This is a genomic window from Shimia sp. R9_2, from assembly GCF_017743735.1.
Classification (GTDB): Bacteria; Pseudomonadota; Alphaproteobacteria; order Rhodobacterales; family Rhodobacteraceae; genus Shimia.
Genome location: NZ_JAGHRO010000001.1, coordinates 666577 through 693224 on the forward strand (window position 1 = coordinate 666577; position 26648 = coordinate 693224).

Sequence of the window (26648 nt, forward strand, 5' to 3'; positions counted from 1 at the left end):
GCCTTGCTGTATGTCGCGCCCTTCGGCCACAGGACTTAGAGGACCGCATGAAAATCACCGTCACCCCCGATGTGTTCAAACTGGCACAGGTGTTCACCATTTCGCGCGGCTCCCGCACCGAGGCCAAAGTGCTGACCGTGCGTGTGGAAGACAATGGCGTCGTGGGGTGGGGCGAATGTGTACCCTATGCGCGCTATGATGAGACATTGGAAAGCGTGACGGCTGAGATCGAAGGGCTGCCAGCGCAGATTGACCGCGAGGCGCTTTATGATCTGCTGCCTGCGGGTGCCGCGCGAAATGCGGTGGACTGCGCGCTTTGGGATCTGGAAAGCAAACAGGCGGGCAAACGTGCTTGGGACTTGGCGGGGCTGCCAAAGCCTGGTCCGGAAATCACCGCTTATACGCTGTCTTTGGCTGAACCTGCCGAGATGCAGGCGCAGGCCGCCAAAAACGCACATCGCCCGCTGCTGAAGATCAAACTTGGCACGCCGGATGACATGCCACGGCTTGAGGCCGTGCGGGCGGGGGCGCCGAAATCCACGATCATTGTGGATGCCAATGAGGGCTGGAGCGCGGAGGTCTATGCGGATCTGGCACCACATCTTGTACGCCTTGGTGTGGCACTAGTGGAGCAGCCGCTTCCAGCGGGCGAAGATGACGCCCTGATCGGCATGGAGCGCCCGGTGCCGGTCTGCGCCGATGAGAGCTGTCATGACCGCACCAGCCTGCCCAAGCTCAAAGGCAAATATGATGTGGTCAACATCAAGCTCGACAAGACCGGCGGGCTGACCGAGGCACTCCGTCTGCGCGAAGCGGCGCTGGCGGAAGGCTACAAAGTGATGGTGGGCTGTATGGTCGGCTCAAGTCTCGCCATGGCGCCGGCAACCCTGATTGCGCAGGGCGTGATGGTCACCGATCTCGACGGGCCATTGTTGCTCGGTGAAGACCGCGACACACCGCTGGTGTTTGATGAAAACGGCGTGCACCCGCCAAGTGCTGCGCTTTGGGGCTGATTGCCCCACCGTCGCCTAAATTTTTGTTCCATTGCAGAGGGGCGTGGCGTACACGCATCGCGGTGGAGTTGAAACAACCCGTAAGGAGCATCCAAACATGACCCGCACCGTCTATGTGAACGGCGAATACCTGCCGGAAACCGAAGCCACAGTCTCGATCTTTGACCGGGGGTTCCTGATGGCGGACGCGGTTTATGAGGTGACCAGCGTTCTGGGCGGAAAGCTGATTGATTTTGAAGGTCACGCGGTGCGTCTCAAGCGCTCTCTGGATGAGTTGGACATGGCGGAACCCTGCACCAAGGAAGAGCTGCTGGAAATCCACCGCAAGCTGGTAGAGCTCAACGAAATTGACGAAGGTCTAGTCTATCTGCAGGTCACACGCGGCTCTGACGGTGACCGTGACTTCGTCTTCCCAGGTGAAGATACCAAGCCAACAATCGTGCTCTTCACCCAGAACAAACCCGGTCTGGCAGATAGCCCAGCCGCCAAGAAAGGTGCCAAGATCATCTCCATCGAAGACATTCGCTGGGGCCGTCGCGACATCAAAACCGTGCAGCTGCTTTACCCGTCCATGGGTAAGATGATGGCCAAGAAAGCGGGCTGCGATGATGCCTGGATGATTGAAGACGGCTATGTGACCGAGGGCACCTCTAACAACGCCTATTTTGTCAAAGACGGCGTGATCGTCACCCGCCCTTTGTCCAATGACATCCTGCACGGCATCACCCGTAAGGCGGTGCTGCGCATGGCGGCTGAGGCGCAGCTGAAGATCGAAGAGCGTCTGTTCACTATTGAGGAAGCCAAAGGGGCGGATGAAGCCTTCACCACCTCTGCGTCGGCCTTTGTGATGCCGGTTGTTGAGATCGACGGCGTGGCGCTGGGCGACGGCACACCGGGTCCCATCGCGACCCGTCTGCGTGAGATCTATCTGGAAGAAAGCCGCAAGGCGGCGATCTAAGCTCTCGTTCAATAAGTGGATATTCGGCGCGCCTGATTGGACGCGCCTTTTTTGTTTGCCTAAGTGCTTTTGGCGAGGTGTCGCTGCCAGAGCCAGGCAACCAGACGGCGCAGGCCGATGCCCGTTCGAATTTCAAATTCCTCATAGAGGAAATTCTTTTGGCCGACGCCTTGCTTTGGCAGATCTTTGGCAAGACTGCGGCGCATCTCGATGGGGCCACAAAACAGCACTTTGCGTGTGGCAAGATCCGGGATCTCTGCAGCGAGGGTCGTGGCGGTGAGGCGCCCGCGTGTCTGGCTTTGCCAAAGAACCAGATCGAGATTTGGTTTGCTTACCGCCAGGCTTTCCAGTTCTGCCAGATGCGCGGCGCTGTCCCGATCACGGATGCAATAGATGAATGTGACAGGCGGCGCTTCAGCGGGCAGCGCCTGTGCAAGGGCGACAAACGGCGTTACCCCAACCCCGGCCCCGATCCAGACCTGAGGGCCCTTTGCGCGGCCGAAATGGCCATAGGGACCGTCCACTTGCACCGCCTGTCCGGCTTTCAAGCTGCGGGCGACATGGCTGGTAAGGTCGCCAAGTGGCGCAACGGTCAGGCGCAGATCGCCCTTTTCATTGGGCGCTGCGGAAATGGTGAACGGGTGTGGTTCACCAAACCCGGCCCCGGAAAAGCGGAAAAAAGCAAATTGGCCCGCGCGGTGGCGCAGTGGGCGGCCTTTGGGTGCGAGGTCCACAGCAACCGCATCCCCTTGCTGGGTGACTTGGGTGATTTCATAGCTGCGGCTGGGGCGCAGCCCTCGCGGCGCGGACGTCCAAGCGTAGGCCACTGTGCCGACGACACAGACCAACAGCATATAGATCCCAATTGGATCGCCGTTTTTAAAGGGTTTGAGAATGAACAGATAATGAAATGCTCCAAAGACAAAGAAGATGCCGATGAAGCGGTGGGTCCATTTCCACAGGTGATAGGGGATGAAGGTGGCGATGGTGATGACCACAAGGATCAGCAAACCGTAGAGGCTGATTTCCCCCAAGGTCTCAGCAAACTCCACGAGGGCGGTTTCGCGACCAAGGCCCCGCATTTCCGCGTCAATTGTATCATGCAGCAGGATGGCGACCATGGCACCAATGCCGAGCCATTTGTGCAGACGATAGCTTTGATCAAGCGGGCCAAAGATCATTTCAACGCCGGGCCAGCGGGTGGCGATGAGATGTGAGAAAGCCATGGCGATCAAAGCGCCCAGGCCCAGATATTGGCTAAAGAGCGCCACACCGTCGCGGCCCTGCGCGATTGACGACCACCACAAAAATGGCACCGCCAGTGCTACCGCCACCACAAGCAATCCGATTTTTCTCAAGATGTCGTCCCCACTTTGGCTTGGCACATGAATGTGCTTGGCTTTTGTGGCCCTTTTTGCCGGATGGCAGAGGGTTTGAGGAGAGAAAAAATGCAGTGTTTCGGGTGTTTATGACCTGGGTTTAGGCCACTTTCATGACGATTTTGCCGATGTGGCCGCTGCTCTCCATACGTTGGTGCGCCGCGACCGCATCGCTCAAAGCTAATTCGCTGTCCATCACCGGAGCGATGCGCCCGGATGACAGTAAGGGCCATACGTCGCGCAACAGAGCTTTGGCGATTTTGCCTTTGGCGAGGTCACTTTGCGGGCGCAACGTTGAACCGGTGATTGTGAGGCGGCGCATCATCACATGGGCGAAGTTCAACTCGATCTGCGGCCCCTGCAGGAAGGCGATTTGCACAAGGCGGCCATCATCCGCCAGGGATTTGACATTGCGGGGCAGATAGTCGCCCCCCACCATATCCAAAATCAGATTGGCGCCACCTTCGGCGCGCAGAACGCTGACAAAATCCTCGTCGCGGTAATTGATCGCGCGTTCGGCGCCAAGATCGAGGCAGGCCTTGCATTTTTCGTCAGACCCGGCGGTGGTGAAGACCCGCGCACCAAAGGCGTTGGCAAGTTGGATGGCTGTTGTGCCAATGCCGGAAGAGCCGCCATGCACCAGAAAGCGCTCTCCCGCTTGCAGCCCGCCGCGCTGAAAGACGTTGGAATAGACCGTGAAAAAGGTTTCAGGCAGGCAGGCGGCTTCTTTCAGGCCCAAGCCTTCGGGAATGGGCAGGCAATGTGCCGCTGGGGTCAGCGCATATTCGGCATAGCCGCCACCGGGCAGCAGCGCGCAAACGGAATCCCCTTCAGACCACTGGGTCACACCGGCGCCCACGGCCGCGATGGTGCCTGAGGCCTCAAGGCCCGGGAGATCAGAGGCATTTGCAGGTGGGTTGTAGAGCCCGGCACGTTGCAGCACATCCGGGCGATTGACGCCGGCATAAGCAATCTTGATCAGAACTTCGCCGGCGGCGGGTGTCGGGATCGGGCGATCGGTCAGTTTCAGCACATCGGCCGCGCCGGGTTTGGTGATTTCAACGGCGCGCATCGTCTCTGTCATGATCTGTCCCTCTGGGTTCCTGTGTTCGGGAACTGTGTAGCAGAGCGGCTGGCATCGCGCACAGAGGCTTTTGCTGTCCTGACGTGAGGGCGTTGTGGCGATAGGGCAGGCAAAAGGGGCGCTGCCCCTGCCATCGCAAGCGATGGCCACCCCGGGATATTTGCCGAATGAGAAGCCGTTTTAGGAACGCGCTTCAGCGCGATGGGGGCGTCCAGCTGCCAGGCATGTTGTTGGGCAGATCGGGCGCGCGGAATTTTGACGCCGCTTCCAGTGGGGCTGCCATCAGGCGACCAAGCGGGCTTTTGTTGAACCGGGCTTTGGTCTTTTCAAACTGCATGACGTTTTCGATCCGGCGATCCAGAAACGCCCATGTGGCGGTGTTGCCTTCGCTGTCATCGCCCAGCCAGTAGAGCACCGTGGAAGAATAGACCGCCGAAAGTGTGGCGCGTTTGGTATACCAGTTTAGGTCGCGCGAGGTGTCACCGATGGCATTCCAGATGGCATCTGCCGTGCCCCAGATCAGCTGCGCACCGGTGGCTGCGTGTTGCGGAAGCGCAAAGAGCGTAGAGCCGCGGCGCACCAATTCACGATCCGGGCAGAGCTCAAGGCGCAGGCGCACCGCATGGGTGATCTTTTCACGAATTTTCATCTCCGCGACTGCGGCCTCTCCCATGGCTGCGACCATCTGAGAATCACCGCGCTTGTGAAAAGCCACCGCAAGGTCGACCGCGCCACGCGGACAAATCGCACGCGCCACGGTGGCATCCACACCACTGTCCGCGATGGCAGCGGTAAAAGTGGCCTCAGACCAGCCATCAAAGGGCACATGCATCTCTGCAGCGTCCAAAAGGCGGGGTTTCAGGTCGGTGTTGGGGGTCTCCGTCACGGGCTCTCTCCCTGTCGCGAGGTGGCGTTGCACCCATACTAGACAAAGACGGGACGACTTGCTATACGCCGGGCTCCTGCAATTTCATTGCAACTCAAACTTAGAAAGGTGGTGAAAACCACATGCAGGTTAGTGTTCGTGACAACAATGTCGATCAGGCGCTTCGTGCCCTGAAGAAAAAGCTGCAGCGTGAAGGCGTCTTCCGCGAAATGAAGCTCAAGCAACATTTCGAAAAGCCGTCCGAGAAAAAAGCGCGCGAGAAGGCTGAAGCGATCCGCCGTGCCCGTAAACTGGCACGTAAGAAAGCACAGCGTGAAGGTTTGCTCTAAGCACACCTCTCCAGCTTGGACACAAGAATTGACGACCCCCATGGCCCGGCCATGGGGGTTTGTCTTTTGTTGCATCAAGGCATTTTGTGCTTAGATGCCAGACAAAACCGGGGCTCCCATGGCGTTCCCGAAGCAAAGATTGAGGGCAGCCATGCTATCTCGCAACCTAGGATCTTTTCTTTTTGTGCTGACAGTTGGTGCCATTGTCGGTGCGATCTACAGCTATGTCTTGGCCGATATGATGGGCTGGGGGCTGGGCCTTCTGGCGCTCTGGCGCGGAGCCGTGCGCGGTGTGATCGTGGCCACCATTGCCGTTGGCCTTGAGGTCTGGATCAGCAACAGCCCGATTGGGCGGTGGCAACGCAGCCTGAAGTTCCGCCGAGGCCTGGCGCTGCGGATGCTGATCACCTGTTGCATCCTGCTCTTTTCTCTGGCGGCCACGCATCTGGTGCTGATCCGGGACAAAGACACTTATGTTATGTGGTTTCAGCAGGGGCTGTTTCCCGATTTCCTGTTTGCCTTCTGCACCGGTATTTTTATTCAGTTCATGCTGCAGGCGCGGCGATTGATCGGCGGGCGGACGTTGACTTATTTCCTGCTCGGGCGGTATGCGCGACCCACTGAGGAATGCCGGATCTTTGTCCTGGCCGATCTAAAAGGGTCCACGTCGATCACGGAAAAGCTCGGTGATCAGAGGGCGCTTGAGATGATCACGGGCTTCTTTCTCGACATCGATCCGGTGATCAAGAAACATCAGGGCGTGATCCACAACTATGTGGGCGATGAGATCATCATGAGTTGGCGGGATCGCGGGCCGGACGGAAACATGCGGCTCCTCAAATGCATCGATGAGATTTTTCAGATCGTGGCGGCGCGCCATGACCACTACATGGCCAAATACGGTGTTGCCCCTTCATTGCGCATGGGCGTGGCTGGCGGGCCGGTGGCTGTCGGGGAATGTGGCTGGGAAAAGCGTCAGGTGGTCTATATCGGCGATACCATCAACCGCGCCAAGCGCCTGCAGGAGGCCTGCAAGGCGCATGGGCTTTCGGTGATTTTGGATGCTGAAACCGCCCATGACATCACTTTGCCGATGGGGCTTGGATTGGCCGCGGTGGAGGAGACCACCCTGCGCGGGCGGGCCAGTGCCACGCAGATGCTCACACTGACCGCGCCGGACGGCAGCGCCTTGGAAGCGCTGACGCCTGAGACTGTTCCGGCTTAACCGCGCGGTTTGCCTTTCGGGACAGATGCCGCCGCCGCACGACGCGCCTTGTTCTTCTTGCTGTTGGCTTTGCCTTTTGGGGGCGGTGGGCCTTTGGGCTTGTCGCCGCCTTTGCGGTGAGGCTTGGCATCGCTCAATGCGCCATCAGCCATTGCGCGCCGACGCGGCGCCGCGTTCCCACCCGGGGCTGCGCCATAGGCCGGTTTTGAGGCCGACTTCGGCTTGCCGTCCTTTGGAGCGGATTTTGCGGCACCGGGTTTTGGCTTCTTCTGCCGTGGGGCTGGATCGTCGTTCCAGTCCACCGGAGAGGCTGATTTATTTGATTTTTCTGAGAATTTATTGCGTTTCGGCTTGTGAAAATCCGACTTTTCACCACGCTCAGGGCGCTGTTCATCCCGGTCATGCCGTGGCTTTTCGAACTTTCCTTTGCCGCGATGCGGTTTTCCACCGTCTTTGCGCGGGCCTTTCCCGAACGGTTTTTTGCCGCCCTCGCGCGCATCACGTGGGCTGCGTTCCAGCACCGGCGCATTCTCCATCAGCGTCAGCTTCGCGCCTTCTTCCAGCGTCATGTTCGGGCCAATGGCGGCGAGGAAGCCTGCCACACTGGTCTCAAGAACCTGCACATAGCTTTCTTCTGGATTGATGCGGATCGCGCCGATGTCGTCTTTGGTTAGATCGCCCAGTTTGCACAGCATTGGCAGCAGGCGGCGCGGCTCTGCACCTGCCTTGCGACCACCGGAGATCGAGAACCAGACAGAGGGGCCAAAATCCTTACGCGGGGCTGGCTTGGCATCGCTTTCTGCAATCTCTTCAGGCGCCGAATGTTTGGAATTGTAAAGTCGCAGATAGGCCGCGGCCACTTGCTCGGGCGAAAATGTTCCAAGCAAAGATTCAATAAGAGGCAATTCTGACTCAGTTGGCTCCACAATCCAGTCCGGATCGGCAAACATCCGCGCCTGATCCTGCGCGCTGACTTCCTCGGCAGAAGGCGCACCAGACCACTCGGCCTCAAGCTTGGCCCACCGCAGCAGACGCTCGGCCTTTTTGCGGGACTTGCGGGTGACGATCAGCGCGGAGACCCCTTTGCGGCCTGCACGGCCGGTCCGGCCAGAGCGGTGCAACAGGGTTTCGTGGTTGTTGGGCAGTTCGGCATGCACCACCAGATCAAGGTTTGGCAGGTCGATGCCGCGCGCCGCCACATCGGTGGCCACACAGACACGCGCACGGCCGTCGCGCATCGCTTGCAGGGCGTGGGTACGCTCTGTCTGAGACAGTTCGCCAGACAGCGAAACCACCTGAAAGCCGCGGTTGGAGAGGCGGGTTGTCAGGCGGGCCACCATGGCGCGGGTGTTGGCAAAGACAATTGCATTTGGCGCTTCATAAAAGCGCAGCGTGTTGATCACGGCGTTTTCCGCATCGCGATCCAGCACCGTCATGGCGCGATAGGTGATGTCGGCGTGCTGCTTTTGCTCGGATTTGGTTTCCACTCGGATCGCATCACGCTGATAGTTCTTGGCCAGTTCCGCGATCATTTTTGGCACGGTGGCGGAGAACAGCAGCGTCTGGCGCTCTTCCGGCACCTGCTCCAGAATGAACTCCAGCTCTTCGCGGAAGCCGAGATCCAGCATTTCGTCCGCTTCATCCAGCACCACGGCGCGGATGTCCAAGAGGTCGATGGAACCACGGTCAATGTGGTCACGCAGACGGCCAGGTGTCGCCACAACAATATGCGCGCCACGTGCCAGCGCACGGCGTTCGTCGCGCATGTCCATGCCGCCCACACAGGAGGCCACGCGCGCACCTGCTTCGGCATAAAGCCAGGTCAGTTCGCGTTTCACCTGAAGCGCCAATTCGCGTGTCGGCGCGATGACCAGCGCCAGTGGTGCGGCGGCCTCATCAAAGGCCTCTGCCTCGCTCAGCACGGTGGAGGAGATTGCAAGGCCGAAGCCCAGCGTTTTGCCTGAGCCTGTTTGTGCGGAAACAAGAAGGTCTTTGCCCGCCAGTTCCGGGGCCATTACGGCTTCCTGAACCTGGGTGAGCTTGTCATAGCCTTTTGCGTCAAGCGCGGCCTGAAGTGCGGTTTTCACGGTGATGTTCACTTTTCATCTGAGGAGTGCCAGCTGGACGGCGTCGGCGGGCTCCCTCATCATCTGAACCGCTCTCATCATCATTTGTGGCAAGAAGCGCAGCACATAGACCAAAACTTTGGGCGTGTATAGGTGTCTCGTTCCGCCGCCAAATACCCGTCAGACCGGCATGACAAACAATTTACTTCTAGCGCTTTGAAACCCGGGCAAAGTTCTTATGTTAACGAGAATTCGATTTCACACAGGGCGCGATAGCATGACCGATACCTACACCCCCCCGAAAGTCTGGACTTGGGATTCTGAAAGCGGTGGCAAATTTGCCAGCATCAACCGCCCAATTGCAGGCCCGACACATGACAAAGAGCTGCCCCGCGGTGAGCATCCATTCCAGCTCTATTCACTGGCCACGCCCAACGGCGTGAAAGTCACCGTGATGCTGGAAGAGCTTCTGGCAGCAGGTCATAAAGGCGCGGAGTATGACGCTTATCTCATCAACATTGGTGAGGGCGATCAGTTTGGCTCCGGTTTTGTGGGCGTAAACCCGAATTCCAAAATCCCCGCGCTGATGGATCTGAGCGGCGACAAAGAAGTGCGCGTGTTTGAAAGCGGCGCGATCCTTCTGCACCTTGCAGAGAAATTTGACGCCTTCCTGGGCCCCAATGAGAAACGCGCTGAGATGATCAGCTGGCTCTTCTGGCAAATGGGCAGCGCGCCGTATCTGGGCGGTGGCTTTGGCCATTTCTACGCCTATGCGCCAGAGAAATGGGAATACCCGATCAACCGCTTTGCCATGGAAACCAAGCGCCAGCTTGATGTTCTGAACCACCAGCTGGCAGAGAACAAATACATCGCCGGTGACGAATACACGATTGCCGACATCGCAATCTGGTCCTGGTACGGCGCGCTGGCGCTTGGGCGTCTTTATGAGGCGGCCGAGTTCCTCGATGTGGAAAGCTATGAACACGTGCAGCGCTGGGCCAAGGAAATCAACGACCGCCCGGCCGTGAAACGCGGTGTGATGGTCAACCGCAGCTGGGGGGATCTCGACAAGCAACTTCACGAACGCCACGCGGCTGAGGATTTTGAAACCCGCACAGCGGATAAGCTTGAGCCTGCGGCAGAATAAAGCGCAGCTTGTACGTGAAAAAAAGAGCGGGCGGTGCGTTGGTGCCGCCCGTTTTGATTCAAGAAACTACACCGGCAACGCCGTTGTCTTAAAAACCGTCCGTAGCGCAAAAGAGCTCTGCATCTGGGCCACCCCCGGCAGGCGTGCGAGGTGTTGACGGTGGATGCGCGCAAAATCCTCGGTGTTCTCCGCGACGACCTTCAGAATGTAATCCGCCGTTCCTGCCATCAGGTGGCACTCCAGCACATCAGGAATGCGCGCCACCGCTTTCTCAAAGGCGTCCAGAACCTCATCGGCTTGACCTGACAGCGTGATTTCCACAAAAACAGTTGTCGGCACATCCAGTTTGCGCGGGTCGAGCAGGGCCACGTAGTCCTTGATGTATCCCTCGCTTTCGAGCCGGTGTACTCGGCGGTGGCAGGCGGACGCAGAGAGGTTCACGCGCTCTGAAAGCTCGGCGTTGGAAATCCGGCCTTGTTTTTGAAGGACGGTCAGTATGCGACGATCTGTCGGATCAAGAGACATATTGCGAAAGCTCCTTGCGTGTTTGCTCTCTCTATTCGAAGTATCTTGCAAAGGCGAGTTTTCATTCTGCCTAAAAATGAAGCATATTCTTGCGGCCTCACTCTAACCTTCCTTTAGGTAAAGTCAGGAGTGAGACCATGAAAATCGGATGCCCCACCGAAATCAAACCTCAAGAGTTTCGTGTCGGCATGACGCCGGACGCCGCGCGAGAGGCGGTGGCCCACGGCCATGAGGTGATCATTCAGGTGGGTGCCGGGATCGGCGCTGGGTTCACCGATGAGGACTATCGCGCTGCCGGCGCGACGATGATCGAGACCGCAGAAGACATTTTTGCCACCGCCGACATGATCGTAAAAGTGAAAGAGCCCCAAGCCGTTGAACGCAAAATGCTGCGTGAAGGCCAGTTGCTATTCACCTATTTGCACCTCGCGCCGGATCCGGAGCAAACCAAAGATCTCTTGGAGAGCGGCTGTACGGCCATCGCCTATGAAACGGTGACCGATAGTCGTGGAGGCCTGCCGCTCCTGGCGCCCATGTCTGAGGTGGCTGGCCGCCTCGCACCCCAGGTTGGTGCATGGACCTTGCAGAAGGCAAACGGCGGTCGCGGTGTGTTGATGGGCGGTGTCCCGGGCGTGGCCCCAGCCAAGGTTGTTGTGATCGGCGGTGGGGTCGTGGGCACCCATGCTGCCAAGATCGCCGCAGGCATGGGCGCAGATGTCACCGTGCTGGACCGCTCTTTGCCTCGGCTGAAGTATCTGGATGATGTCTTCGGCGGAACGTTCAAAAACCAATATTCTACGGCGGGTGCTACAGCCGAGTTGGTCCGTGAAGCCGACATGGTGATTGGCGCGGTGCTGATCCCCGGCGCGGAGGCACCCAAACTTGTGTCGCGTGCCCAGCTTTCGGAAATGAAACCGGGCGCGGCGCTGGTGGATGTGGCAATCGATCAGGGTGGGTGCTTTGAAACCTCACGCGCCACCACTCATGCAGATCCGATCTACGAGGTCGACGGCATCATGCACTACTGCGTGGCCAATATGCCGGGGGCTGTGGCGCGCACCTCAACACAGGCGCTGGGCAATGCCACGCTGCCGTTCCTGCTGAATTTGGCGGACAAAGGCTGGAAACAGGCCTGCGAGGATGATCCACATCTGCTCAACGGCCTCAATGTGCACGCAGGCCAGCTGACCTATTACGCGGTGGGCAAAGCGCTTGGCATTGATGTGATTTCGCCCTCTCTGGCGCTCAAGTCCTGAGGGCAGGCCCCTTCAAACAACGGGCGCAGCGTCTTCAGGCGCTGCGTGACAAAACCGGTGAAAGCGCGCACCCGCGGCACCTGCCTAAGATCGGCATGGGTGAGCACCCAGAGCGGGATTTGCGGAAACAGCGGCAGGCCCGGCACACGCGCAAGTGCCGGATCGCTGTCTCCCAGAAAGCAGGCCATGCGCGTTGCACCGATCCCAGCGCGGACAGCCCCCACAGCAGCAGCCATATCGTCTACGGTCAGCCGCGTGCGCAGATTTGGCCGCGCGGCTTTGATCGCTTCCGGCGGCCCGGGCCAATGGGCAAAACGAATCCAATCCAGCGGTGTTTCACCGCCTTCGTCCCGCGCCAAAAGCGCTTGGCTCGCATAGACCGCGCCTTTCTGCTCAAAAAGCTGAGTGCCAACCAAAGTGTCCGGCGGTGATTTGGCGAACCTTATGGCCACATCCGCATCCCGCTGCGCAAGATTGACGGTCTCATTGGTGGCCACCAGAGACAGCGCGATCTCTGGATACGCGTCTATGAAGTCCGCAAAAATGGGGGACAGAATGCGCTCGATCAACAGTTCTGGCGCAGTCACCTTGAGCGGCCCGCGAATGGCGGTGTCCCGCGCTGCGATTGTCCGATCCAGCCCTCGCTCCAGATCAGACATGGCTTCAGCTGCGCGAACCGCCTCCCACCCCGCCTCCGTGGGGACATAGCCGCTTGGCAGGCGCTCAAACAGGCGCGTACCCAAAGAGGCTTCTGCCGCCGCGATCCGTCGCGCCACCGTGGCGTGATTGACGCCAAGCGCGCGCGCCGCACCGCTGGTGCCGCCATGACGGGCGGTTTCCATAACAAATTTCAGATCATCCCAGTTGTGCATAGGGGTGATCATATTTGCACAGAGTGGTTGCATCAATGATCGTTTTTTCACATCCGACCGGCACCTAAGTATACGGCAAGACATTAGCATCGGAGATCAAAATGACCGCTTACGCCTTTGTAAATCTGACCATCACCAACCCTGAGAACTTTGAGGCCTACCGCGAGAAAGCGGGCATGGCGCTGAAAAAGCACGGCGCTGCGCCGCTGCACGTCTCCAAAGAAGCCGAAGTGATCGAAGGGGAGGGCGCTGCACCAACCGTGACGGTCATCCTCACCTTCCCGGATCGGGACGCCGCCAAGGCCTGGATCGAGGATCCCGAATTTGCCGAGGTGCACGCGCTGCGTCGGGGGGCAGGCGTGTCCAACATCATCCTGATGTAAGGCTATGCATTGGCAGTGGCTGCTTTGCCAACTTGCTCAGCAGTCGCAAAAAAGGCGCCCTTTGGGGCGCCTCCTGCAAACACATGGTGAACTGGCGCCGCCCTTAGGCCTCTCGCTTGATCTCCACCGTGTGTGGGTAAGGGATCGAGATGCCACCTTTGTCGAAGGCTTCCTTCACCGCTTGCGTGAGTGCGAACTTCAGCTCCCAATAGTCCTTCGCCTTGCACCAAACGCGCATGGTGATGTCCACAGAGCTGTCGCCAAGGTTGGTGACGCGCGCCCAGCTTTCTGGATCTTTCAGCACGCGCGCATCTGCGTTGGCGGTGTCGAGGATGATCTTTTTGGCCTTTTCGGCATCATCACCGTAGTCGATGCCAAACACCACATCGACGCGGCGGGTGTCATGCGCGGAGAAGTTGGTGATGATGGATCCCCAGGCCTGACCATTCGGGATAATGATCTGCACGTTGTCCGGGGTGACCATCTCGGTCACAAACAGGTTGAGGTCCACAACCGTGCCCGCGGTGCCGCCAACATCGACGTATTGCCCAATTTTGTATGGACGAAACAGGATCAGCATGAAGCCTGCTGCCAGATCGCTCAGTGTGCCCTGCAGTGCGAGGCCAATCGCCAACGTGGCAGCACCCAACATCGCGACCAAAGATGTCGCCTCAATGCCAAAGATGCCAAGGATGGCAACCAGCACCATAAGAAGGATCACCCAGCGCACGATGCTGGCGGCAAAATTGCCCAGTGTCTGGTCAATTTCCGGTGTTTTGTTCACGCGATTACGCACCATACGACTCACTGCGCCAGCAACCATCCAACCAATGACCAGAACCACCAGTGCTTTCACAGCTGACACAACCAGCGGTGCGTAGCCCTGTGCACTCTCAACAAGCGTTTCCATTTGATGTCTCCCTGTTCGACAACATTTAAAGGGACTTTAACTGCAGTGGCTGCGTCAGGCGCAAGCAATTCCCCCTCAAATTCTCAGATTTCGCTCCTTTCGCATGCCGCGCGCGCTGGTTTCATGGGAAAATCAGCCTATGTATCCCCTCAAAACCTTATCAGGAGATCTCCAATGACAACTGTCACCGACCATCCAATCAACAGCCGTTGGGCCGCTGACGACGCCACCGTTCTTCAGCTCTATTCCTTTCCAACGCCCAACGGGGTGAAAGTGTCGATCATGCTGGAAGAGACTGGCCTGCCTTATGAGGCGCATCTGGTCACCCTGAGCGACGCGGATGTGAAAAGCCCGGAGTTTCTGGCGCTGAATCCCAACAACAAGATCCCTGCGATCATTGACCCGAACGCACCGGATGGGGAGGCCGTTACCCTGTTTGAGAGCGGTGCCATCCTGATCTATCTGGCGGAGAAAACCGGCAAACTCATCGGCAATACGCCTGCAGAGAAATATCAGGCGATCCAGTGGGTGATGTTCCAGATGGGCGGCGTTGGCCCGATGTTTGGCCAGTTGGGCTATTTCACCAAATTTGCCGGGGCAGAGATCGAAGATCCACGCCCACGTGAGCGCTTCCGCGTAGAGGCAAAGCGCCTTTTGTCCGTGCTTGAAAAGCAGCTTGAAGGGCGTGAGTGGATCACCGGCAGCTATTCCATTGCCGATATCGCCATCGCGCCATGGCTCAATGCGCTGGAATATTACCAGACCAAAGAGCTTGTCGGCTGGGCAGAGTACCCGAATGTGAATGCCTATCTGGAGCGGTTCTTGACCCGTCCAGCGGTACAGGCAGGCATGAATATTCCGCCACGCCCGGAAGCATAAGAAAAAGGGGGCCCTATGGCCCCCTTTGTTTTGCTTAGGGCAGGGTGCTTGTCAGCACATAGCGCAGGATCTCAACCACCTGCTTTGGCTCCTCAGCCACCGCGAGAGCGGCTGCGTGCACCTCTTTAAGTGCGTGCTGCTGATCCGGCATCGAGAGAACAATGATGGATTTGCCCAATGCGGCTGCATAGCCCGCATCAAAGGCGGCGTTCCATTGGCGGTATTTCTCGCCAAAGCGCACCACCACCACATCAGCGTCTTCGATGCCTTTGCGCGTGCGAATGGCGTTCACCATCGCGCCCTTGTGGTCGTGCCAGTATTTGTTCTCTTCCGCGCCCAGAATGGCCACGCCGCAATCATCGCTTGCCGCGTGATCCGTAACAGGGCTGTTGAACCGCACATCCAGATCTGCGGCCCCTTCGGTGATTTGTTCGCGCCAATCGGTGTGAATTTCGCCGGACAGATAGACGTTCAATGCCATTGGAAAGCTCCCTCAGTGTTTGGCTGTTCATAGCCTGAGAAACCTCTATCTCCAATCCCGCTTTCCGGCGAAGCAGTTTCAGATCAGGCCAATCAAAGCTTGCGCGTCACCAGATACCGGCTTGGTGGATCCACCGGGAAATTTCCACTTTCTATGATGTCAAAGCCGGCTTCGGTGATCATGGTTTCCAACTCCGCGATGGAGAAGAAGCGCACAAAGGGGGCTTTGCCAAAGAACTGCAGCAACGGAATGGCGCGTTTCATGACACGGAACTTCAGAGATTTCATGTTCTCGTTGAGACATGGTGTTTTAGAGATGAACAAGCCGCCGGGTTTGAGCCGTTTGGCAACTGCAGAGATCGAAGTCTCGGTGTCGTCCAAAAGATGTAGCAGGTTATGTGCCATAACCACATCAAACGGTCCTTCAGGGGCATTTTCCGGAGTGGCCTGCGCAAGTCTGATATTGTTCGCACCCGCTTCCGCCACACGATCGCGCGCAATTTCCAGCATCCCGCCTGACACATCACTTGCCACCATCTCGGCAACAGCATCTGCCAGTTTGATTGCGGTGGAGCCGGTTCCGCAGCCCAATTCCAGCGCCACATCCGTGTCTTTCAGGTATGATCGTGTGCGCCCCAGCGTGTACTCATAAGCCTGCATGTCCCCAATCGGTGATTTTGCATATTTCTGTGCGATTCCGTCCCAAAACTTTGCGGTTGCTTGCATGGTCATACTCCTTTTGAGCACAAAGTAGTCATGCGGAAATGCAAGATAAATTGCCGAAAATCGCAGTTATGATATACGAAAATGCATGAATGGTCCGCTCGCCGCTTTTGATTGGAACCACATCCGCGCGTTTCTCAAGACCGCGGAGACAGGATCGTTGTCCGCAGCGGCGCGAGACTTGGGATTGACTCAGCCAACTTTGGGGCGGCAGGTGACCGCGCTTGAGACAGATCTCGGTGTGATGTTGTTTGAGCGCGTTGGGCGGGGGCTTTCGCTGACCTCAGCCGGAGCGGAACTGCTCGACCATGTGCGTGCAATGGGAGAGGCGGCAGAGCGTGTGGCGCTCGCGGCCTCTGGTCAAAGCCAAACGATTGAAGGGCGCGTGGCCATCACCGCGTCAGATGTCTACTCCGCACATCTTCTGCCGCCGATCCTGAAAGAGCTGCAGTCCATGGCGCCCAAGCTGGTGATAGATGTCGTGGCTTCAGATGAGTTGCAGGATTTGATGCGGCGCGAGGCGGATATCGCCATTCGTCATGTGCGTCCCGATCAGCCCGATCTTATTGCGCGACTGGTGCGCGAAGCGGAAGGGTTTTTCTATGCCTCAACGGACTATCTGGACCGGCGCGGTCGTCCAGAAGCCTTGGAGGACCTCAAGGCGCATGATTTTGTAGGCTCAGGCGATGTAGGCCGGATGCTGGAATATCTGCATCCTCTGGGATTTCCGATTGCTCACAGCAATTTCCGGATCGGGTCTGAGAGTGGGTTGGTGGCATGGGAGCTGTGCAAACAAGGATTTGGCATCGCCCCTATGGCCGCTGAGGTGGCTGAGGTCACTGACGGGATCGAAAAGGTCCTGCCCAATATCGCGCCAATTGTCTTCCCGATCTGGCTCACGACACATCGCGAGTTGCACACCAGCCGCCGGATAAGATTGGTGTTTGACACGCTCGCCGAACATCTGGCGCGCGGCTAGGGTAACGCGCGCAGCATCCTAATACGGACGTCGTCACGCGAACTGATTTGCCAACCGTAGCGATCATAAAGCGTGACGTTTTCCGGCATCTGCGCATGCGTGGCCAAGGCGATTTCTGCACAGCCCGCCTCTGTCGCTTGGGTGATGGCAAAGAGAATGAGCTGCCCGCCGATGCCCCGCCCGCGTGCTTTGGGCGCGACAGCGACGTTCATCAAATGGGCTTGTGGTGGTGAGAGCGTGAGCATCAAAACCCCAAGCAGGTCTTCGTCTTCAAGAACCCAAACTTGGTTTGCAGCGATCGCATCCGCCACGCCGCCGGACACATCCGGCAGCGCGATCCCTGCGTCGCGATAGGGTTGGTAAGCCGCATCAATCAGCCGCGCAATGGCAGGGGCCTCATCGGCCCATGCCTGTCGCGGCTGAGGGGCGTTAGCCACGCAGCGTGCCGCCGGTGGCTTTGCTGACTTTCTCGACGATCTTTGTGGCCACGGCCTCGATATCGGCTTCTTTCAGCGTCTTGTCAGTGGGTTGCAGGCGCACGGTGATCGCGAGGGATTTCTTACCCTCACCCAATGCGCCGCCAATGAACTCGTCAAAGACACGCACGTTTTCAATCAGTGCTTTGTCCGCACCCGCGGCAGCATTCACCAGCGTCAGGGCTTCGACGTCGGCGTCCACCACAAAGGCAAAATCGCGTTCCACTGCCTGAAGTTCAGACATGGTCACCGCACCTTTGGAGGCGGATTTCTTACGTGGCAGCGGGATTTCCGTGATGTGGATCGCAAAGGCCACAACCGGCCCCTTTACGTTCAACGCGTCCAGCACTTTCGGGTGAATCTCACCAAAGGCACCAAGGATCTTCTTCGGACCCAGACCAACCTTCGCGCTGCGGCCCGGATGCCACCAGCCATTCACACCGCGATTGTACGTCAGCTTTGCTGGCGCGCCGAGCGCTTCCATCACCGCTTCCATATCCGCCTTGGCGTCGTAGATATCCACGCCACGGCTTTGGCCATGAATGTCTTTGCCAACGGTACGGCCCACCAGAATACCGGTCAGCAGGTTTTCCTGCTCACCCGGCTCACCACCGTGGAACACGGCACCACATTCAAACAGCGCCATATCCATGAAACCACGCGCCTGATTGCGGGCAGCGGCCTGCAGCAGACCCGGCAGCAGCGATGGGCGCATGTGGCTCATCTCGCTGGAGATCGGGTTTTCCAGCATGGTCGCATCAGAGCCACCGCCAAACAGCTCTGCCGCCGCTTTGTCGATGAAGCTGTAGGTCACACATTCGTTGTAGCCAAGGCTCGCGGTGGTGCGGCGTGCGATCTGCTCGCGCTTCTGCATCGGCGACAGAATCTGCTCTGGCAGACCAGCGGTGGCGCGCGGCATCGGTTTGCCTTCCAGCTTGGTCAGCGAGGCGATACGGGCAACCTCTTCCACCAGATCGGCAGAGCCACGCACATCCGGGCGCCAGCTTGGCACATGGGCCATGTCGCCCTCGATGGTGAAGCCAAGCGCTTCAAGCGTCGCGCGCTGGGTTTCCGCCGGGATTTCCATGCCAACAAGAGACTGCACACGATCTGTGTCGAGCTTATAGGCGCGGGACACATCCGGCACAGTGCCAGCGGTCACGATCTCAGATGGCTCACCGCCGCACAGCTCGATGATCATCTGGGTCGCGTCATCCAGCGCCTGCATATTGTGAGCCGGATCAATGCCGCGCTCGTTACGATAACGTGCGTCGGTGTTGATCTTCAGGCCACGGCCTGTGTAGGCGATCTGAACGTGATCCCAAACCGCAGCTTCCAGGAAAACATTGGTGGTTTCTTCGGTGCAGCCGGTTGCGAGGCCCCCCATGATCCCGCCGATGGATTCAACGGCGTTGTCATCAGAGATCACCACCATGCCGGGGCCGAAGGTGTATTCCTTCTCATCCAGCCCCATCAGGGTTTCACCACCCCGGGTGCGGTGCACACGCAGGTTACCCTTGACCTTGTCGGCGTCAAACACGTGCAGCGGGCGGTTGCGATCAAAGGTGAAGAAGTTGGTGATGTCCACCAGCGCGGAAATCGGGCGCAGGCCGATGGCCTTCAGCCGGTCCTGCAACCACTGCGGGGAGGGGCCGTTTTTCACACCTTTGATCAGACGGCCACCAAAGACTTCGCAGCCATCGGTGGCTGTGTCTTCATCGATGGTGACAGTGATCGGGCTGGCGTAGGTGCCGGTGATCTCTGCGGTTTTGGCAGGTTTCATCTTGCCGAGCCCGCGCGCTGCGAGATCCAGCGCAATGCCGCGCACACCCAGCGCATCGGGGCGGTTTGGCGTGATCGCAATTTCGATCACCGTGTCGACCTTGGATGGATCGTTTTCGGCCAGCCAGTCGATGAATTTGTCACCCACCTCACCGGAAGGCAGCTCAATGATGCCATCATGTTCGTCGGACAGCTCCAGCTCGCGCTCGGAGGCCATCATGCCGTAGCTTTCCACGCCGCGGATCTTGCCCACGCTGATGGTGATGTCGAGGCCGGGAATATACATGCCCGGTTTGCAGACCACCACGGTGATGCCTTCGCGTGCGTTGGGCGCGCCACAGATGATCTGCAGCTCACCTTCATCGGTTTCCACCTTACAGACGCGCAGCTTATCCGCATCGGGGTGCTTTTCTGCATGAACCACTTTGCCCAGCGTGAAATCCGCCAACCGCTCAGCAGGGTTGAACACATCTTCTACCTCAAGGCCAAGGTCGGTGAGCGCTTCAACAATCTCGTCGACGCTCGCGTCAGTCTCAAGGTGGTCTTTCAGCCAAGAAAGCGTGAATTTCATCTGTCCGGTGTCCTATGGCAAGCCATGTTTGTTGCAGCAGGCAATGACAAAGATTGCCCTCATGTGCAAGCCTTGCTGCAAATGCAGGTCTACGGATAGCTCGGAGCGAGGCCCAAAAGCTCGTCCAGCTGCCGGCCAATCCACCCGTGAGGGATAAAATGTCCCCCCGGATGCAGATCCAGTGTCACCGGCCCGTCGGCGCAGTCCCAGGCCGTGCGCGAGAGTGTCAGAAAGCTGCGTGCCTGCCAGTCGCCCTGATCCTCACCGGCGGTGGTACACCCCAACTCGCGCCGCCAAAGCGCAACCGGATAGGTCACATCGCCCCCCGGCCCCATCGGGAAATCCATCACCGTATCTGCCAACCCATGCACATGGCGCACCTCGGACGGAGCCTCCGGGCAGGTCTCGTTTTGATCCACGCTGCCCGCGATCGCCAAAAGCGCGGTGACATCATTTCCGCTCTGACAGGCATAGCGCCACGCCATTGCGGAGCCGAATGAATAGCCCGACACATAGATTTTCTCGCGATCTATGGGATAGCGCTGCGCCACATCTTCCAGCACGGCATCGGCAAATGGCACGTCCTCTGTGCTCGCGCGCCAAAAGCTCCAGGTCTTATTACGCCCGTTGGGAGTGACCAGCAGAACCCCACGCCGCTTGGCAGAGGCCCCTACCCGGTCCGAGCGTTGCGGGTGAACCCCGTTTCGGGACCAGCCATGAAAATGCAGCAGCACCGGCAGAGGGCTTGCTCCATCCCAATCTTCAGGTTCCATCACATGGTAGGACCGCTCCCCCAGCGGGCAGGCCACATCACCGCCACAGGGTTCCACCTCACCTTTCCACGGCCCCATGGCAAAAACAGCAGGGGCAAGAAGTGTCGGGGCAAGGGTGAGGGCAAATCGTTTCATGCCGCTGACACTACCCAAGGGAGAGGCGCTGTCACGTCACATATTTGTGGGAGTTGGCTTTTGACCAAAGCCAATGGTCTCAGCCTAGGCGCGGGCACCAATATAGGTGAGCCAGTTGGACAGCTCGCGCATTCGCATCTGCGGGGCAAGGTCTTCAGGCCGCGCCCCCAAACGCCGTGCTGCCTCCGCATCGACATCGGCTGAAAGCAGGTCTGGTACCATCGCCGCGTGATCCTCTTTCAGGCGCAGGGCATTGGCAATTCGGCCCACATCCAGCGCCGCCATTTCCGGATGATACTGCACGCCCCAGAAATCCACACCGTTTTGCTGATAGGCCATGGCCTGCACTTCGGAATGCCCGTTGGAAGCCAGCACCACCGCGCCTTCGGGCAAACGGATCACCTCATGGGAATGCACACAGGGGCTGGCAAGCCCGCAGTCGCGACCGGCAAACATCGGGTGCGTCTTGCCCGCGTCGGTGAAGGTCACGCCGGAGGCGAGGCCAAATTCCAGCCCGTTGGGGGAGTCATCCACATGCCCGCCCAGCACCGAAGCGGCCAGTTGCATCCCGTTACACGATCCCCAGACCGGCAGGCCGGTGGCAAAAGCCTGCTCCATCGCGGCCCGCAAAGGCGCGGCGCGCGTGTCGCTGGTGGTCCAGTCCACACCGGATCCGGTGAAAACGATGCCGTCCACCCCGTCAAACACATCCGCCGCCAAAGGCGCTGCATAGGGGCTCACCACGCGCAGATGCGCATGCGGTGCCAGCGCCAGAAAAGCTTTGAGGAAATACGCCGCTGCGGACCGGCTCTGCGCCAGCAGCTCAGGTGTGTTGCTTTCGGCAATCAAAATCCGTGTCACGGCGCGTCTCGTTTCGTCAGTCTTGCATGGGGGCAGAAAGGAAAGAGCGCCCGCAGGCGCTCTGAAGTCGTAGCTGTGTCCGCGCTTAGCGGGTCAAACCGCCGTGCAGCGTTGGCTGGTCGAGGCTGGCAAAGCCGTAGTGGCGCAGCCAGCGCAGGTCGCTATCAAAGAAGGCGCGCAGATCAGGAATGCCGTACTTCAGCATCGCCAGACGGTCGATGCCGATGCCAAAGGCAAAGCCCTGATATTCGTTTGGATCAATGCCACCCGCTTCAAGCACTTTGGGATGCACCATGCCGGACCCCAGCACTTCGAGCCAATCGTCGCCTTCGCCCACCTTCACGGTGCCACCTTCCCAGCTGCACTGGATGTCCACCTCGGCGGAAGGCTCCGTGAACGGGAAGTGGGACGCGCGGAAGCGGGTTTTCACCTCAGTGCCAAAGAAGGCCGAGAAGAATTCTTCCAGCACCCATTTCAGGTTCGCCATGGAGATGTCCTTGCCAATCGCAAGGCCTTCGACCTGGTGGAACATCGGTGTGTGGGTCTGGTCATAGTCCGCGCGGTACACACGACCGGGGCAGATGATGCGGATCGGCGCGCCGGTTTTTTCCATCGAGCGGATCTGCACCGGGCTGGTGTGGGTGCGCAGCACATGTGGCGGGCGCTCGTCCCCTTCGGCGCGATGCGTGTAGAACGTGTCCATCTCGGCGCGAGCAGGGTGGTGGCCGGGGATGTTCAGCGCATCAAAGTTGTACCAATCGGTTTCGATCTGCGGGCCTTCAGCCACGGCAAACCCCATATCGGCGAAGATCGCGGTGACCTCTTCGGTCACTTGGCTGATCGGGTGGATGGTGCCCACACGGCGGTTGCGCGCAGGCAGGGTCACGTCCAGCCACTCGGTCGCCAGACGTGCATCCAGCGCCGCATCAGCGAGGGCGACTTTTTTGGCCGCGAGGGCAGAGTTGATCTCGTTCTTCAGCGCGTTCAGCGCGGGGCCAGCCACCTGACGCTCTTCCGGGGTCATCTTGCCCAGCTCGCGCATTTTCAGGCTGACTTCGCCCTTTTTGCCCACGGCCTGCAGGCGCAGCTCTTCCAGCGCGGCTTCATCCGCAGCTGCGGCAATGGCGTCGATATATTTGATGCGCAGATCGTCCATGGCAGGGCCGTCCCAAGTGAAGAAAATACCGCAGACCTCCTACCACAAGGCCTGTTGATTGCAAGCACGGAGGCGCGGGTGCCCCGATAGGCACCCGCCAGAAGGTGTCACTTCCAGATATCAGCGTCCACGCCACGCGCGATTTTGGCGTGCTCAGAGATGCTGAAGTTTGGCGTTTTGCCGGCTTTGCGCTGGGCCTGATAGTCTCGGGTCACACGCACCACGATGGGAGACAGCAAGGCCAGAGCGAACAGGTTCAGCAAGGCCATGATGCCAATCGCCATGTCCGCTGCGTTGAACACCACGGCGACCGACTGGCCTGCGCCCCAGAACACCACCAGCATCACACCCAGCCGAAGGAGGTTCAGGCGTGATTTGCTTGTCTGTTTGAGGAACGCCATGCCGCTCTCCGCGTAGCCGTAGCAGGCGATGATGGTGGTGAAGGCGAACAGCAGAACCGCAAAAGCGATGAAGTAGACACCAAATGGCCCAAGGAAGGCGGCGGCGGCCTGTTGGGTCATGGCAATGCCTTCCAGCGCGTTGCCGTCTGCGTCCACCATCTTGTGCGCGCCTGAGACAATGATCATCACTGCCGTCGCGGTACAGACAAGAATGGTGTCGATGAACACGCCAAACGCCTGCACAAAGCCCTGCGAGGCCGGGTGATTTGGCACCGGGGTGGCCGCTGCGGCGATGTTGGGGGCAGAGCCCATACCCGCTTCATTAGAGAAGAGACCACGTTTCACACCGTTCAAAAGCGCTGCGGTCATACCGCCTGCTGCACCGCCTGCAGCTTCTTCCAGACCAAAGGCGCCGCGCACAATCTGCAGCAATACGCCGGGGATCTCGGCAAAGTTGGTCGCCAGGATGTAGAGCGCCACAATGATATAGGCCCCGGCCATAAACGGCACCAAGACTTCCGCAACGCGGGTGATGGAGCGGATGCCGCCAAAGATGACCACACCTGTTGCGACCGCAAGCAGGATGCCGGTGGTGGTTTTGGGGAGCTCGAAGGCTTCGTTCATCGCCTGCGCGATGGAGTTGGACTGCACGCCGTTGACCACAAGGCCAAAGGCAAAGACCAGAAAGATCGAGAAGATCAGGCCAAGCCAGCGCATGTTGAGGCCGCGCGCGATATAGAACGCGGGGCCACCGCGATACTGGCCGTCCGGACCGCGTGTTTTGTAGAGCTGCGCGAGCGTTGCCTCAGAGAATGAGGTCGCCATGCCCACCAGCGCCACAATCCACATCCAAAAGATCGCGCCAGGTCCACCAAGAGAGATCGCCACCGCCACACCGGCGAGGTTGCCGGTGCCGATGCGGGAGGCGAGGCTGACGGCGAGCGCCTGAAATGGCGAAATGCCCGCGCCGTCTTGGCCGCGGGAGGCCACGGTCAGGCGGAATTGTTCGCGAAAGTTGGTGAACTGGATAAAGCCGAGGCGCAGGGTGAAAAACAGCCCGCTGCCGATGAGCAGGTACATCAGCAGGTACCCCCACAAGATCCCGTTGGCGGTGTTCACAACGTTTTCGATAGAGGTCACGAGAGAGTTGGCAAAAGAGGCGAAGACGCCTCCGGCTTCGGCGGCGTTTGATGTCGGTTCCATAGGCTTCCTGTGTCGTTTGCGCAGCGGGGCTGCGGTGCCGGGCACAAGCGAAGGCGGCCCGACTCAAATTTCGGCGCCTCCTTACGCCTCACAGAAAGAGGGGGAAATGGCTTTTCCCCCATTTTAGGCTGATTTTGCCCTTAAAACGCTGCGTAAACTGCTTTGATCAACCTGAGCGCACCAATAGTGGCCCCAAGCTCGCCTTTGAGGTGGGGTGACGGTTGCGCCCAAAGACATGCACTTTGGTCGCCAGCTCGGGAAAATGCGCAAACATTTCTGCGCGCCCTGCCTGCGCGCATAGCGCTTTGGCCTGCGCATCAGGGTGAAAACACTGGCTCAGCACCCCGTCCCCGCTGACAATCTGAGGCGTTTCAAAGGCGAGGTGATAATAGGTGATCTTGTCTGTCTCGGCTGCGCGCACATCGCAATTGTCGACCAGGGCCTTGGCGGGCACCAAGATCTCTTCCTCGCCATAAAGCAGCTCTGCGCGCCAGCCTGTGAGCAAGACCAGATGATCCGGCGCCACCAGATGCGGCCTAAAGGCACCAAAGGTTTCATGGGCAATCTGAACCGGCGCATATTGTCCCCGCGCGGGCAAAAGGCGCTTTCCGATCCACAAGATGGGCTGAGGCCCGTTATCTCTGGTCCAGATCTGATCCCCTTCTTTCAGGGTTTCAATCAGCTGATACCCCACTTCGGTGCGAATGCGGGTGCCTTCCGTGAAACAGGCGAGCCCACCGGTGGTGCGTATTTTGGCGATTGGGGTTGTGGCCTGCACTGGGGCGGCGGGGACGGATGGTTGTTCCGACACCAAAGGGGCGGGGCTGGCCCAGGATGTGCTTGCAGAGGAGCCGCATGACATCGCGCCTGCAGCCGCGCCGTCCACGGCCACCACCGGCGCAGAGTTTGCACGTGTGTCAAAGAAACAGAGCACGCGACCATTCGAAAGATCCGTCAGGGCCACGGCCGTGATGCGCGTTTCCCGCGTGCCTTGGGCAAACAGAACCGGAAAGCGGGACGCAGAAATCACAAAGGTCTGCGTGTTTTTCTCCGAATGAATAAACGTCAGAACGCCAGCTTCGGTGAGCGTGATCTCTCTGCCGATGTGCCCGTCGATCTGATAACAGGAGACAATGAAACCTGTGGCGTCTTCGTTTGGGTCCAGCGTGACCTCAATAAAATCCTCAACCCCGGTCGGATGGGTAAAGTCATTGGAAAAATGCAGCTCGCTGATACGCGCCATTAAAACCTCCAGATACTAACACTCATGCGGCAACACACGCCGCTGGCGACATCTTGGGGCTGAAATGGTGAATAAATCGTAATATGTTTTTCTTTTGTTCCCTTATGTTCTGCTTGATGACCTGATCTGTTCCGGTTTTGACCGTGATTCCAATGTGCCAGCTGCGGGAGATGCCGCAATAAGAAAGGCCCGGAGCTTGCGCTCCGAGCCTCTTAATCTTGGTGTTGCCTAGACTTACGCAGCCAGAGCAGCTTTCGCTTGATCCACGATCGCGGTGAACGCTTCGGGCTCATGCACGGCCAGATCGGCCAGAACCTTACGGTCCACTTCGATGCCAGCCAGGTTCAGGCCGTTGATGAAGCGGGAGTAGGTCAGCGCTTCGTCGTGTGCGCGGACAGCAGCGTTGATACGCTGGATCCAGAGCGCACGGAAATTACGCTTCCGGTTCTTGCGGTCACGAGTTGCGTACTGGTTCGCCTTGTCAACTGCCTGACGTGCCACCTTGAAGGTGTTCTTACGACGGCCGTAGTAGCCTTTTGCGGCCTTGACGACTTTCTTGTGACGGGCGTGGGTTACGGTACCACCTTTAACGCGGGACATATATCAATCTCCTCTTAGCGGTCGTAGGGCATGAAGCCCTTGACGATCTTCGCGTCCGGTGCGGACAGCGTTGTGGTGCCGCGTGCATCACGCAGGAATTTGTTGGTGCGTTTGATCATGCCGTGGCGCTTACCGGCTTGGCCGGCTTTCACTTTGCCAGAGGCAGTGACCTTAAAGCGCTTTTTGGCGCTCGACTTGGTCTTCATCTTAGGCATTTCCGTCTCCTTTGTATTCGGTCGGTGACAAACGCGACTCGGCATGCCATCCAGCCGGTCGCGCGAATAGAGGCGCCGTATAGAGCGCTCAGTGCGGTGGCGCAAGGGGTAATTCGCCGATTTCCTACCGTTTGTCCC

At 58.8% G+C, this 26648-nt stretch carries 27 protein-coding genes; 9 read left to right on the forward strand and 18 right to left on the reverse strand.

The window, feature by feature from the left end; translation table 11 throughout:
- Positions 1 to 47 precede the first annotated feature (47 nt).
- Together dgcA and J7400_RS03065 are read left to right on the forward strand one after the other, a co-directional pair.
- The gene (gene dgcA / locus J7400_RS03060) at positions 48 to 1013 is read left to right on the forward strand and encodes an N-acetyl-D-Glu racemase DgcA (RefSeq protein WP_209059015.1); all 966 of its coding nucleotides are present in this window, start codon (positions 48 to 50) and stop codon (positions 1011 to 1013) included.
- A 97-nt stretch (positions 1014 to 1110) separates the two neighbouring features.
- A complete protein-coding gene (locus tag J7400_RS03065; RefSeq protein ID WP_209059026.1) occupies positions 1111 to 1971 on the forward strand; it encodes a D-amino-acid transaminase in 861 nt (286 codons plus the stop codon).
- A gap of 59 nt (positions 1972 to 2030) precedes the next feature.
- On the opposite strand, the gene J7400_RS03070 is transcribed toward J7400_RS03065, so the two are convergent.
- The 3 genes from J7400_RS03070 to J7400_RS03080 all read right to left on the reverse strand — a co-directional run bounded on the left by J7400_RS03070 (position 2031) and on the right by J7400_RS03080 (position 5320).
- Positions 2031 to 3329, reverse strand: coding sequence for a ferredoxin reductase family protein (locus J7400_RS03070; RefSeq protein WP_209059028.1), 1299 nt, complete (start codon positions 3327 to 3329; stop codon positions 2031 to 2033).
- A 121-nt stretch (positions 3330 to 3450) separates the two neighbouring features.
- Positions 3451 to 4434, reverse strand: a complete 984-nt coding sequence (locus J7400_RS03075; RefSeq protein WP_209059029.1) for an NAD(P)H-quinone oxidoreductase — start codon at positions 4432 to 4434, stop codon at positions 3451 to 3453.
- 193 nt (positions 4435 to 4627) lie between these two features.
- A complete protein-coding gene (locus tag J7400_RS03080) occupies positions 4628 to 5320 on the reverse strand; it encodes a COQ9 family protein (RefSeq protein ID WP_209059038.1) in 693 nt (230 codons plus the stop codon).
- A 122-nt stretch (positions 5321 to 5442) separates the two neighbouring features.
- Here J7400_RS03080 and rpsU point away from each other — a divergent pair, with 122 nt between their 5' ends.
- A complete protein-coding gene (gene rpsU / locus J7400_RS03085) occupies positions 5443 to 5649 on the forward strand; it encodes a 30S ribosomal protein S21 (RefSeq protein ID WP_005614280.1) in 207 nt (68 codons plus the stop codon).
- A gap of 151 nt (positions 5650 to 5800) precedes the next feature.
- Positions 5801 to 6874 carry an adenylate/guanylate cyclase domain-containing protein gene (locus tag J7400_RS03090; protein WP_209059040.1) on the forward strand — a complete coding sequence of 358 codons (1074 nt, stop codon included), beginning with the start codon at positions 5801 to 5803 and terminating at the stop codon, positions 6872 to 6874.
- Here J7400_RS03090 and J7400_RS03095 read toward each other — a convergent pair.
- Positions 6871 to 8961 carry a DEAD/DEAH box helicase gene (locus J7400_RS03095; protein ID WP_209059051.1) on the reverse strand — a complete coding sequence of 697 codons (2091 nt, stop codon included), beginning with the start codon at positions 8959 to 8961 and terminating at the stop codon, positions 6871 to 6873. The two genes, J7400_RS03090 and J7400_RS03095, sit on opposite strands and share 4 nt — an antisense overlap.
- Before the next feature lie 256 nt (positions 8962 to 9217).
- Here J7400_RS03095 and yghU point away from each other — a divergent pair, with 256 nt between their 5' ends.
- Positions 9218 to 10087: a glutathione-dependent disulfide-bond oxidoreductase gene (gene yghU, locus J7400_RS03100; RefSeq protein ID WP_209059060.1), complete on the forward strand. Its 870-nt coding sequence runs from the start codon at positions 9218 to 9220 to the stop codon at positions 10085 to 10087.
- A 66-nt stretch (positions 10088 to 10153) separates the two neighbouring features.
- Here the strand turns inward: yghU and J7400_RS03105 are convergent, their stop codons facing one another.
- On the reverse strand, positions 10154 to 10612 hold the full coding sequence (locus J7400_RS03105; protein ID WP_209059062.1) for an Lrp/AsnC family transcriptional regulator: 459 nt from the start codon (positions 10610 to 10612) through the stop codon (positions 10154 to 10156).
- Positions 10613 to 10749: 137 nt separating this feature from the next.
- On the opposite strand from J7400_RS03105, the gene ald reads away from it, so the two are divergent.
- Positions 10750 to 11868: an alanine dehydrogenase gene (gene ald / locus J7400_RS03110; protein WP_209059065.1), complete on the forward strand. Its 1119-nt coding sequence runs from the start codon at positions 10750 to 10752 to the stop codon at positions 11866 to 11868.
- Here the strand turns inward: ald and J7400_RS03115 are convergent.
- On the reverse strand, positions 11805 to 12740 hold the full coding sequence (locus tag J7400_RS03115; RefSeq protein WP_209059076.1) for a LysR family transcriptional regulator: 936 nt from the start codon (positions 12738 to 12740) through the stop codon (positions 11805 to 11807). The genes ald and J7400_RS03115 overlap by 64 nt on opposite strands.
- Positions 12741 to 12841: 101 nt before the next feature.
- Here J7400_RS03115 and J7400_RS03120 point away from each other — a divergent pair, with 101 nt between their 5' ends.
- On the forward strand, positions 12842 to 13123 hold the full coding sequence (locus J7400_RS03120; RefSeq protein ID WP_209059080.1) for a DUF1330 domain-containing protein: 282 nt from the start codon (positions 12842 to 12844) through the stop codon (positions 13121 to 13123).
- A 103-nt stretch (positions 13124 to 13226) separates the two neighbouring features.
- Here the strand turns inward: J7400_RS03120 and J7400_RS03125 are convergent, their stop codons facing one another.
- Entirely contained in the window at positions 13227 to 14033 is an 807-nt protein-coding gene (locus tag J7400_RS03125) for a mechanosensitive ion channel domain-containing protein (RefSeq protein WP_209059085.1), read from the reverse strand.
- A gap of 174 nt (positions 14034 to 14207) precedes the next feature.
- Here J7400_RS03125 and J7400_RS03130 point away from each other — a divergent pair, with 174 nt between their 5' ends.
- Complete coding sequence (locus J7400_RS03130; RefSeq protein ID WP_209059088.1) at positions 14208 to 14912, forward strand: glutathione S-transferase N-terminal domain-containing protein; 705 nt, start codon at positions 14208 to 14210, stop codon at positions 14910 to 14912.
- A 34-nt stretch (positions 14913 to 14946) separates the two neighbouring features.
- On the opposite strand, the gene J7400_RS03135 is transcribed toward J7400_RS03130, so the two are convergent.
- Positions 14947 to 15393 (reverse strand): YtoQ family protein, encoded by a 447-nt coding sequence (locus J7400_RS03135; protein ID WP_209059091.1) that lies wholly within the window; start codon positions 15391 to 15393, stop codon positions 14947 to 14949.
- Positions 15394 to 15485: 92 nt separating this feature from the next.
- Positions 15486 to 16118, reverse strand: a complete 633-nt coding sequence (locus J7400_RS03140) for a class I SAM-dependent methyltransferase (RefSeq protein WP_209059093.1) — start codon at positions 16116 to 16118, stop codon at positions 15486 to 15488.
- 85 nt (positions 16119 to 16203) lie between these two features.
- Here J7400_RS03140 and J7400_RS03145 point away from each other — a divergent pair, with 85 nt between their 5' ends.
- Positions 16204 to 17094, forward strand: a complete 891-nt coding sequence (locus J7400_RS03145) for a LysR family transcriptional regulator (RefSeq protein ID WP_209059095.1) — start codon at positions 16204 to 16206, stop codon at positions 17092 to 17094.
- On the opposite strand, the gene J7400_RS21135 is transcribed toward J7400_RS03145, so the two are convergent.
- From J7400_RS21135 to rpmI, 9 genes are all read right to left on the reverse strand, one after another.
- The gene (locus J7400_RS21135) at positions 17091 to 17531 is read right to left on the reverse strand and encodes a GNAT family N-acetyltransferase (protein WP_209059097.1); all 441 of its coding nucleotides are present in this window, start codon (positions 17529 to 17531) and stop codon (positions 17091 to 17093) included. The genes J7400_RS03145 and J7400_RS21135 overlap by 4 nt on opposite strands.
- Positions 17524 to 19923 (reverse strand): phenylalanine--tRNA ligase subunit beta, encoded by a 2400-nt coding sequence (gene pheT / locus J7400_RS03155; RefSeq protein WP_209059100.1) that lies wholly within the window; start codon positions 19921 to 19923, stop codon positions 17524 to 17526. The genes J7400_RS21135 and pheT overlap by 8 nt, the downstream gene beginning before the upstream one ends.
- Before the next feature lie 89 nt (positions 19924 to 20012).
- Complete coding sequence (locus tag J7400_RS03160) at positions 20013 to 20831, reverse strand: polyhydroxybutyrate depolymerase (RefSeq protein ID WP_209059102.1); 819 nt, start codon at positions 20829 to 20831, stop codon at positions 20013 to 20015.
- A gap of 84 nt (positions 20832 to 20915) precedes the next feature.
- Positions 20916 to 21692, reverse strand: a complete 777-nt coding sequence (locus J7400_RS03165) for a type 1 glutamine amidotransferase (protein WP_209059104.1) — start codon at positions 21690 to 21692, stop codon at positions 20916 to 20918.
- Between the two features lie 85 nt (positions 21693 to 21777).
- Positions 21778 to 22848, reverse strand: coding sequence for a phenylalanine--tRNA ligase subunit alpha (gene pheS, locus J7400_RS03170; RefSeq protein ID WP_209059112.1), 1071 nt, complete (start codon positions 22846 to 22848; stop codon positions 21778 to 21780).
- A gap of 107 nt (positions 22849 to 22955) precedes the next feature.
- A complete protein-coding gene (locus tag J7400_RS03175) occupies positions 22956 to 24452 on the reverse strand; it encodes an alanine/glycine:cation symporter family protein (protein ID WP_209059114.1) in 1497 nt (498 codons plus the stop codon).
- A 166-nt stretch (positions 24453 to 24618) separates the two neighbouring features.
- Positions 24619 to 25695: a Hint domain-containing protein gene (locus tag J7400_RS03180; RefSeq protein ID WP_209059117.1), complete on the reverse strand. Its 1077-nt coding sequence runs from the start codon at positions 25693 to 25695 to the stop codon at positions 24619 to 24621.
- Between the two features lie 234 nt (positions 25696 to 25929).
- A complete protein-coding gene (gene rplT, locus J7400_RS03185) occupies positions 25930 to 26295 on the reverse strand; it encodes a 50S ribosomal protein L20 (protein ID WP_132861339.1) in 366 nt (121 codons plus the stop codon).
- Positions 26296 to 26309: 14 nt separating this feature from the next.
- Positions 26310 to 26510, reverse strand: coding sequence for a 50S ribosomal protein L35 (gene rpmI / locus J7400_RS03190; RefSeq protein ID WP_058241085.1), 201 nt, complete (start codon positions 26508 to 26510; stop codon positions 26310 to 26312).
- Between the last annotated feature and the right edge of the window lie 138 nt (positions 26511 to 26648).

Bases quoted from the DNA above. Each gene is read 5' to 3' on its own strand.
- dgcA (WP_209059015.1), top strand. From the start codon at position 48: ATGAAAATCACCGTCACCCCCGATGTGTTCAAACTGGCACAGGTGTTC.
- J7400_RS03065 (WP_209059026.1), top strand. From the start codon at position 1,111: ATGACCCGCACCGTCTATGTGAACGGCGAATACCTGCCGGAAACCGAA.
- J7400_RS03075 (WP_209059029.1), bottom strand. From the start codon at position 4,434: ATGACAGAGACGATGCGCGCCGTTGAAATCACCAAACCCGGCGCGGCC.
- rpsU (WP_005614280.1), top strand. From the start codon at position 5,443: ATGCAGGTTAGTGTTCGTGACAACAATGTCGATCAGGCGCTTCGTGCC.
- J7400_RS03090 (WP_209059040.1), top strand. From the start codon at position 5,801: ATGCTATCTCGCAACCTAGGATCTTTTCTTTTTGTGCTGACAGTTGGT.
- yghU (WP_209059060.1), top strand. From the start codon at position 9,218: ATGACCGATACCTACACCCCCCCGAAAGTCTGGACTTGGGATTCTGAA.
- J7400_RS03105 (WP_209059062.1), bottom strand. From the start codon at position 10,612: ATGTCTCTTGATCCGACAGATCGTCGCATACTGACCGTCCTTCAAAAA.
- ald (WP_209059065.1), top strand. From the start codon at position 10,750: ATGAAAATCGGATGCCCCACCGAAATCAAACCTCAAGAGTTTCGTGTC.
- J7400_RS03115 (WP_209059076.1), bottom strand. From the start codon at position 12,740: ATGCACAACTGGGATGATCTGAAATTTGTTATGGAAACCGCCCGTCAT.
- J7400_RS03120 (WP_209059080.1), top strand. From the start codon at position 12,842: ATGACCGCTTACGCCTTTGTAAATCTGACCATCACCAACCCTGAGAAC.
- J7400_RS03125 (WP_209059085.1), bottom strand. From the start codon at position 14,033: ATGGAAACGCTTGTTGAGAGTGCACAGGGCTACGCACCGCTGGTTGTG.
- J7400_RS03130 (WP_209059088.1), top strand. From the start codon at position 14,208: ATGACAACTGTCACCGACCATCCAATCAACAGCCGTTGGGCCGCTGAC.
- J7400_RS03135 (WP_209059091.1), bottom strand. From the start codon at position 15,393: ATGGCATTGAACGTCTATCTGTCCGGCGAAATTCACACCGATTGGCGC.
- J7400_RS03140 (WP_209059093.1), bottom strand. From the start codon at position 16,118: ATGCAAGCAACCGCAAAGTTTTGGGACGGAATCGCACAGAAATATGCA.
- J7400_RS03145 (WP_209059095.1), top strand. From the start codon at position 16,204: ATGAATGGTCCGCTCGCCGCTTTTGATTGGAACCACATCCGCGCGTTT.
- pheT (WP_209059100.1), bottom strand. From the start codon at position 19,923: ATGAAATTCACGCTTTCTTGGCTGAAAGACCACCTTGAGACTGACGCG.
- J7400_RS03160 (WP_209059102.1), bottom strand. From the start codon at position 20,831: ATGAAACGATTTGCCCTCACCCTTGCCCCGACACTTCTTGCCCCTGCT.
- pheS (WP_209059112.1), bottom strand. From the start codon at position 22,848: ATGGACGATCTGCGCATCAAATATATCGACGCCATTGCCGCAGCTGCG.
- J7400_RS03175 (WP_209059114.1), bottom strand. From the start codon at position 24,452: ATGGAACCGACATCAAACGCCGCCGAAGCCGGAGGCGTCTTCGCCTCT.
- J7400_RS03180 (WP_209059117.1), bottom strand. From the start codon at position 25,695: ATGGCGCGTATCAGCGAGCTGCATTTTTCCAATGACTTTACCCATCCG.
- rplT (WP_132861339.1), bottom strand. From the start codon at position 26,295: ATGTCCCGCGTTAAAGGTGGTACCGTAACCCACGCCCGTCACAAGAAA.
- rpmI (WP_058241085.1), bottom strand. From the start codon at position 26,510: ATGCCTAAGATGAAGACCAAGTCGAGCGCCAAAAAGCGCTTTAAGGTC.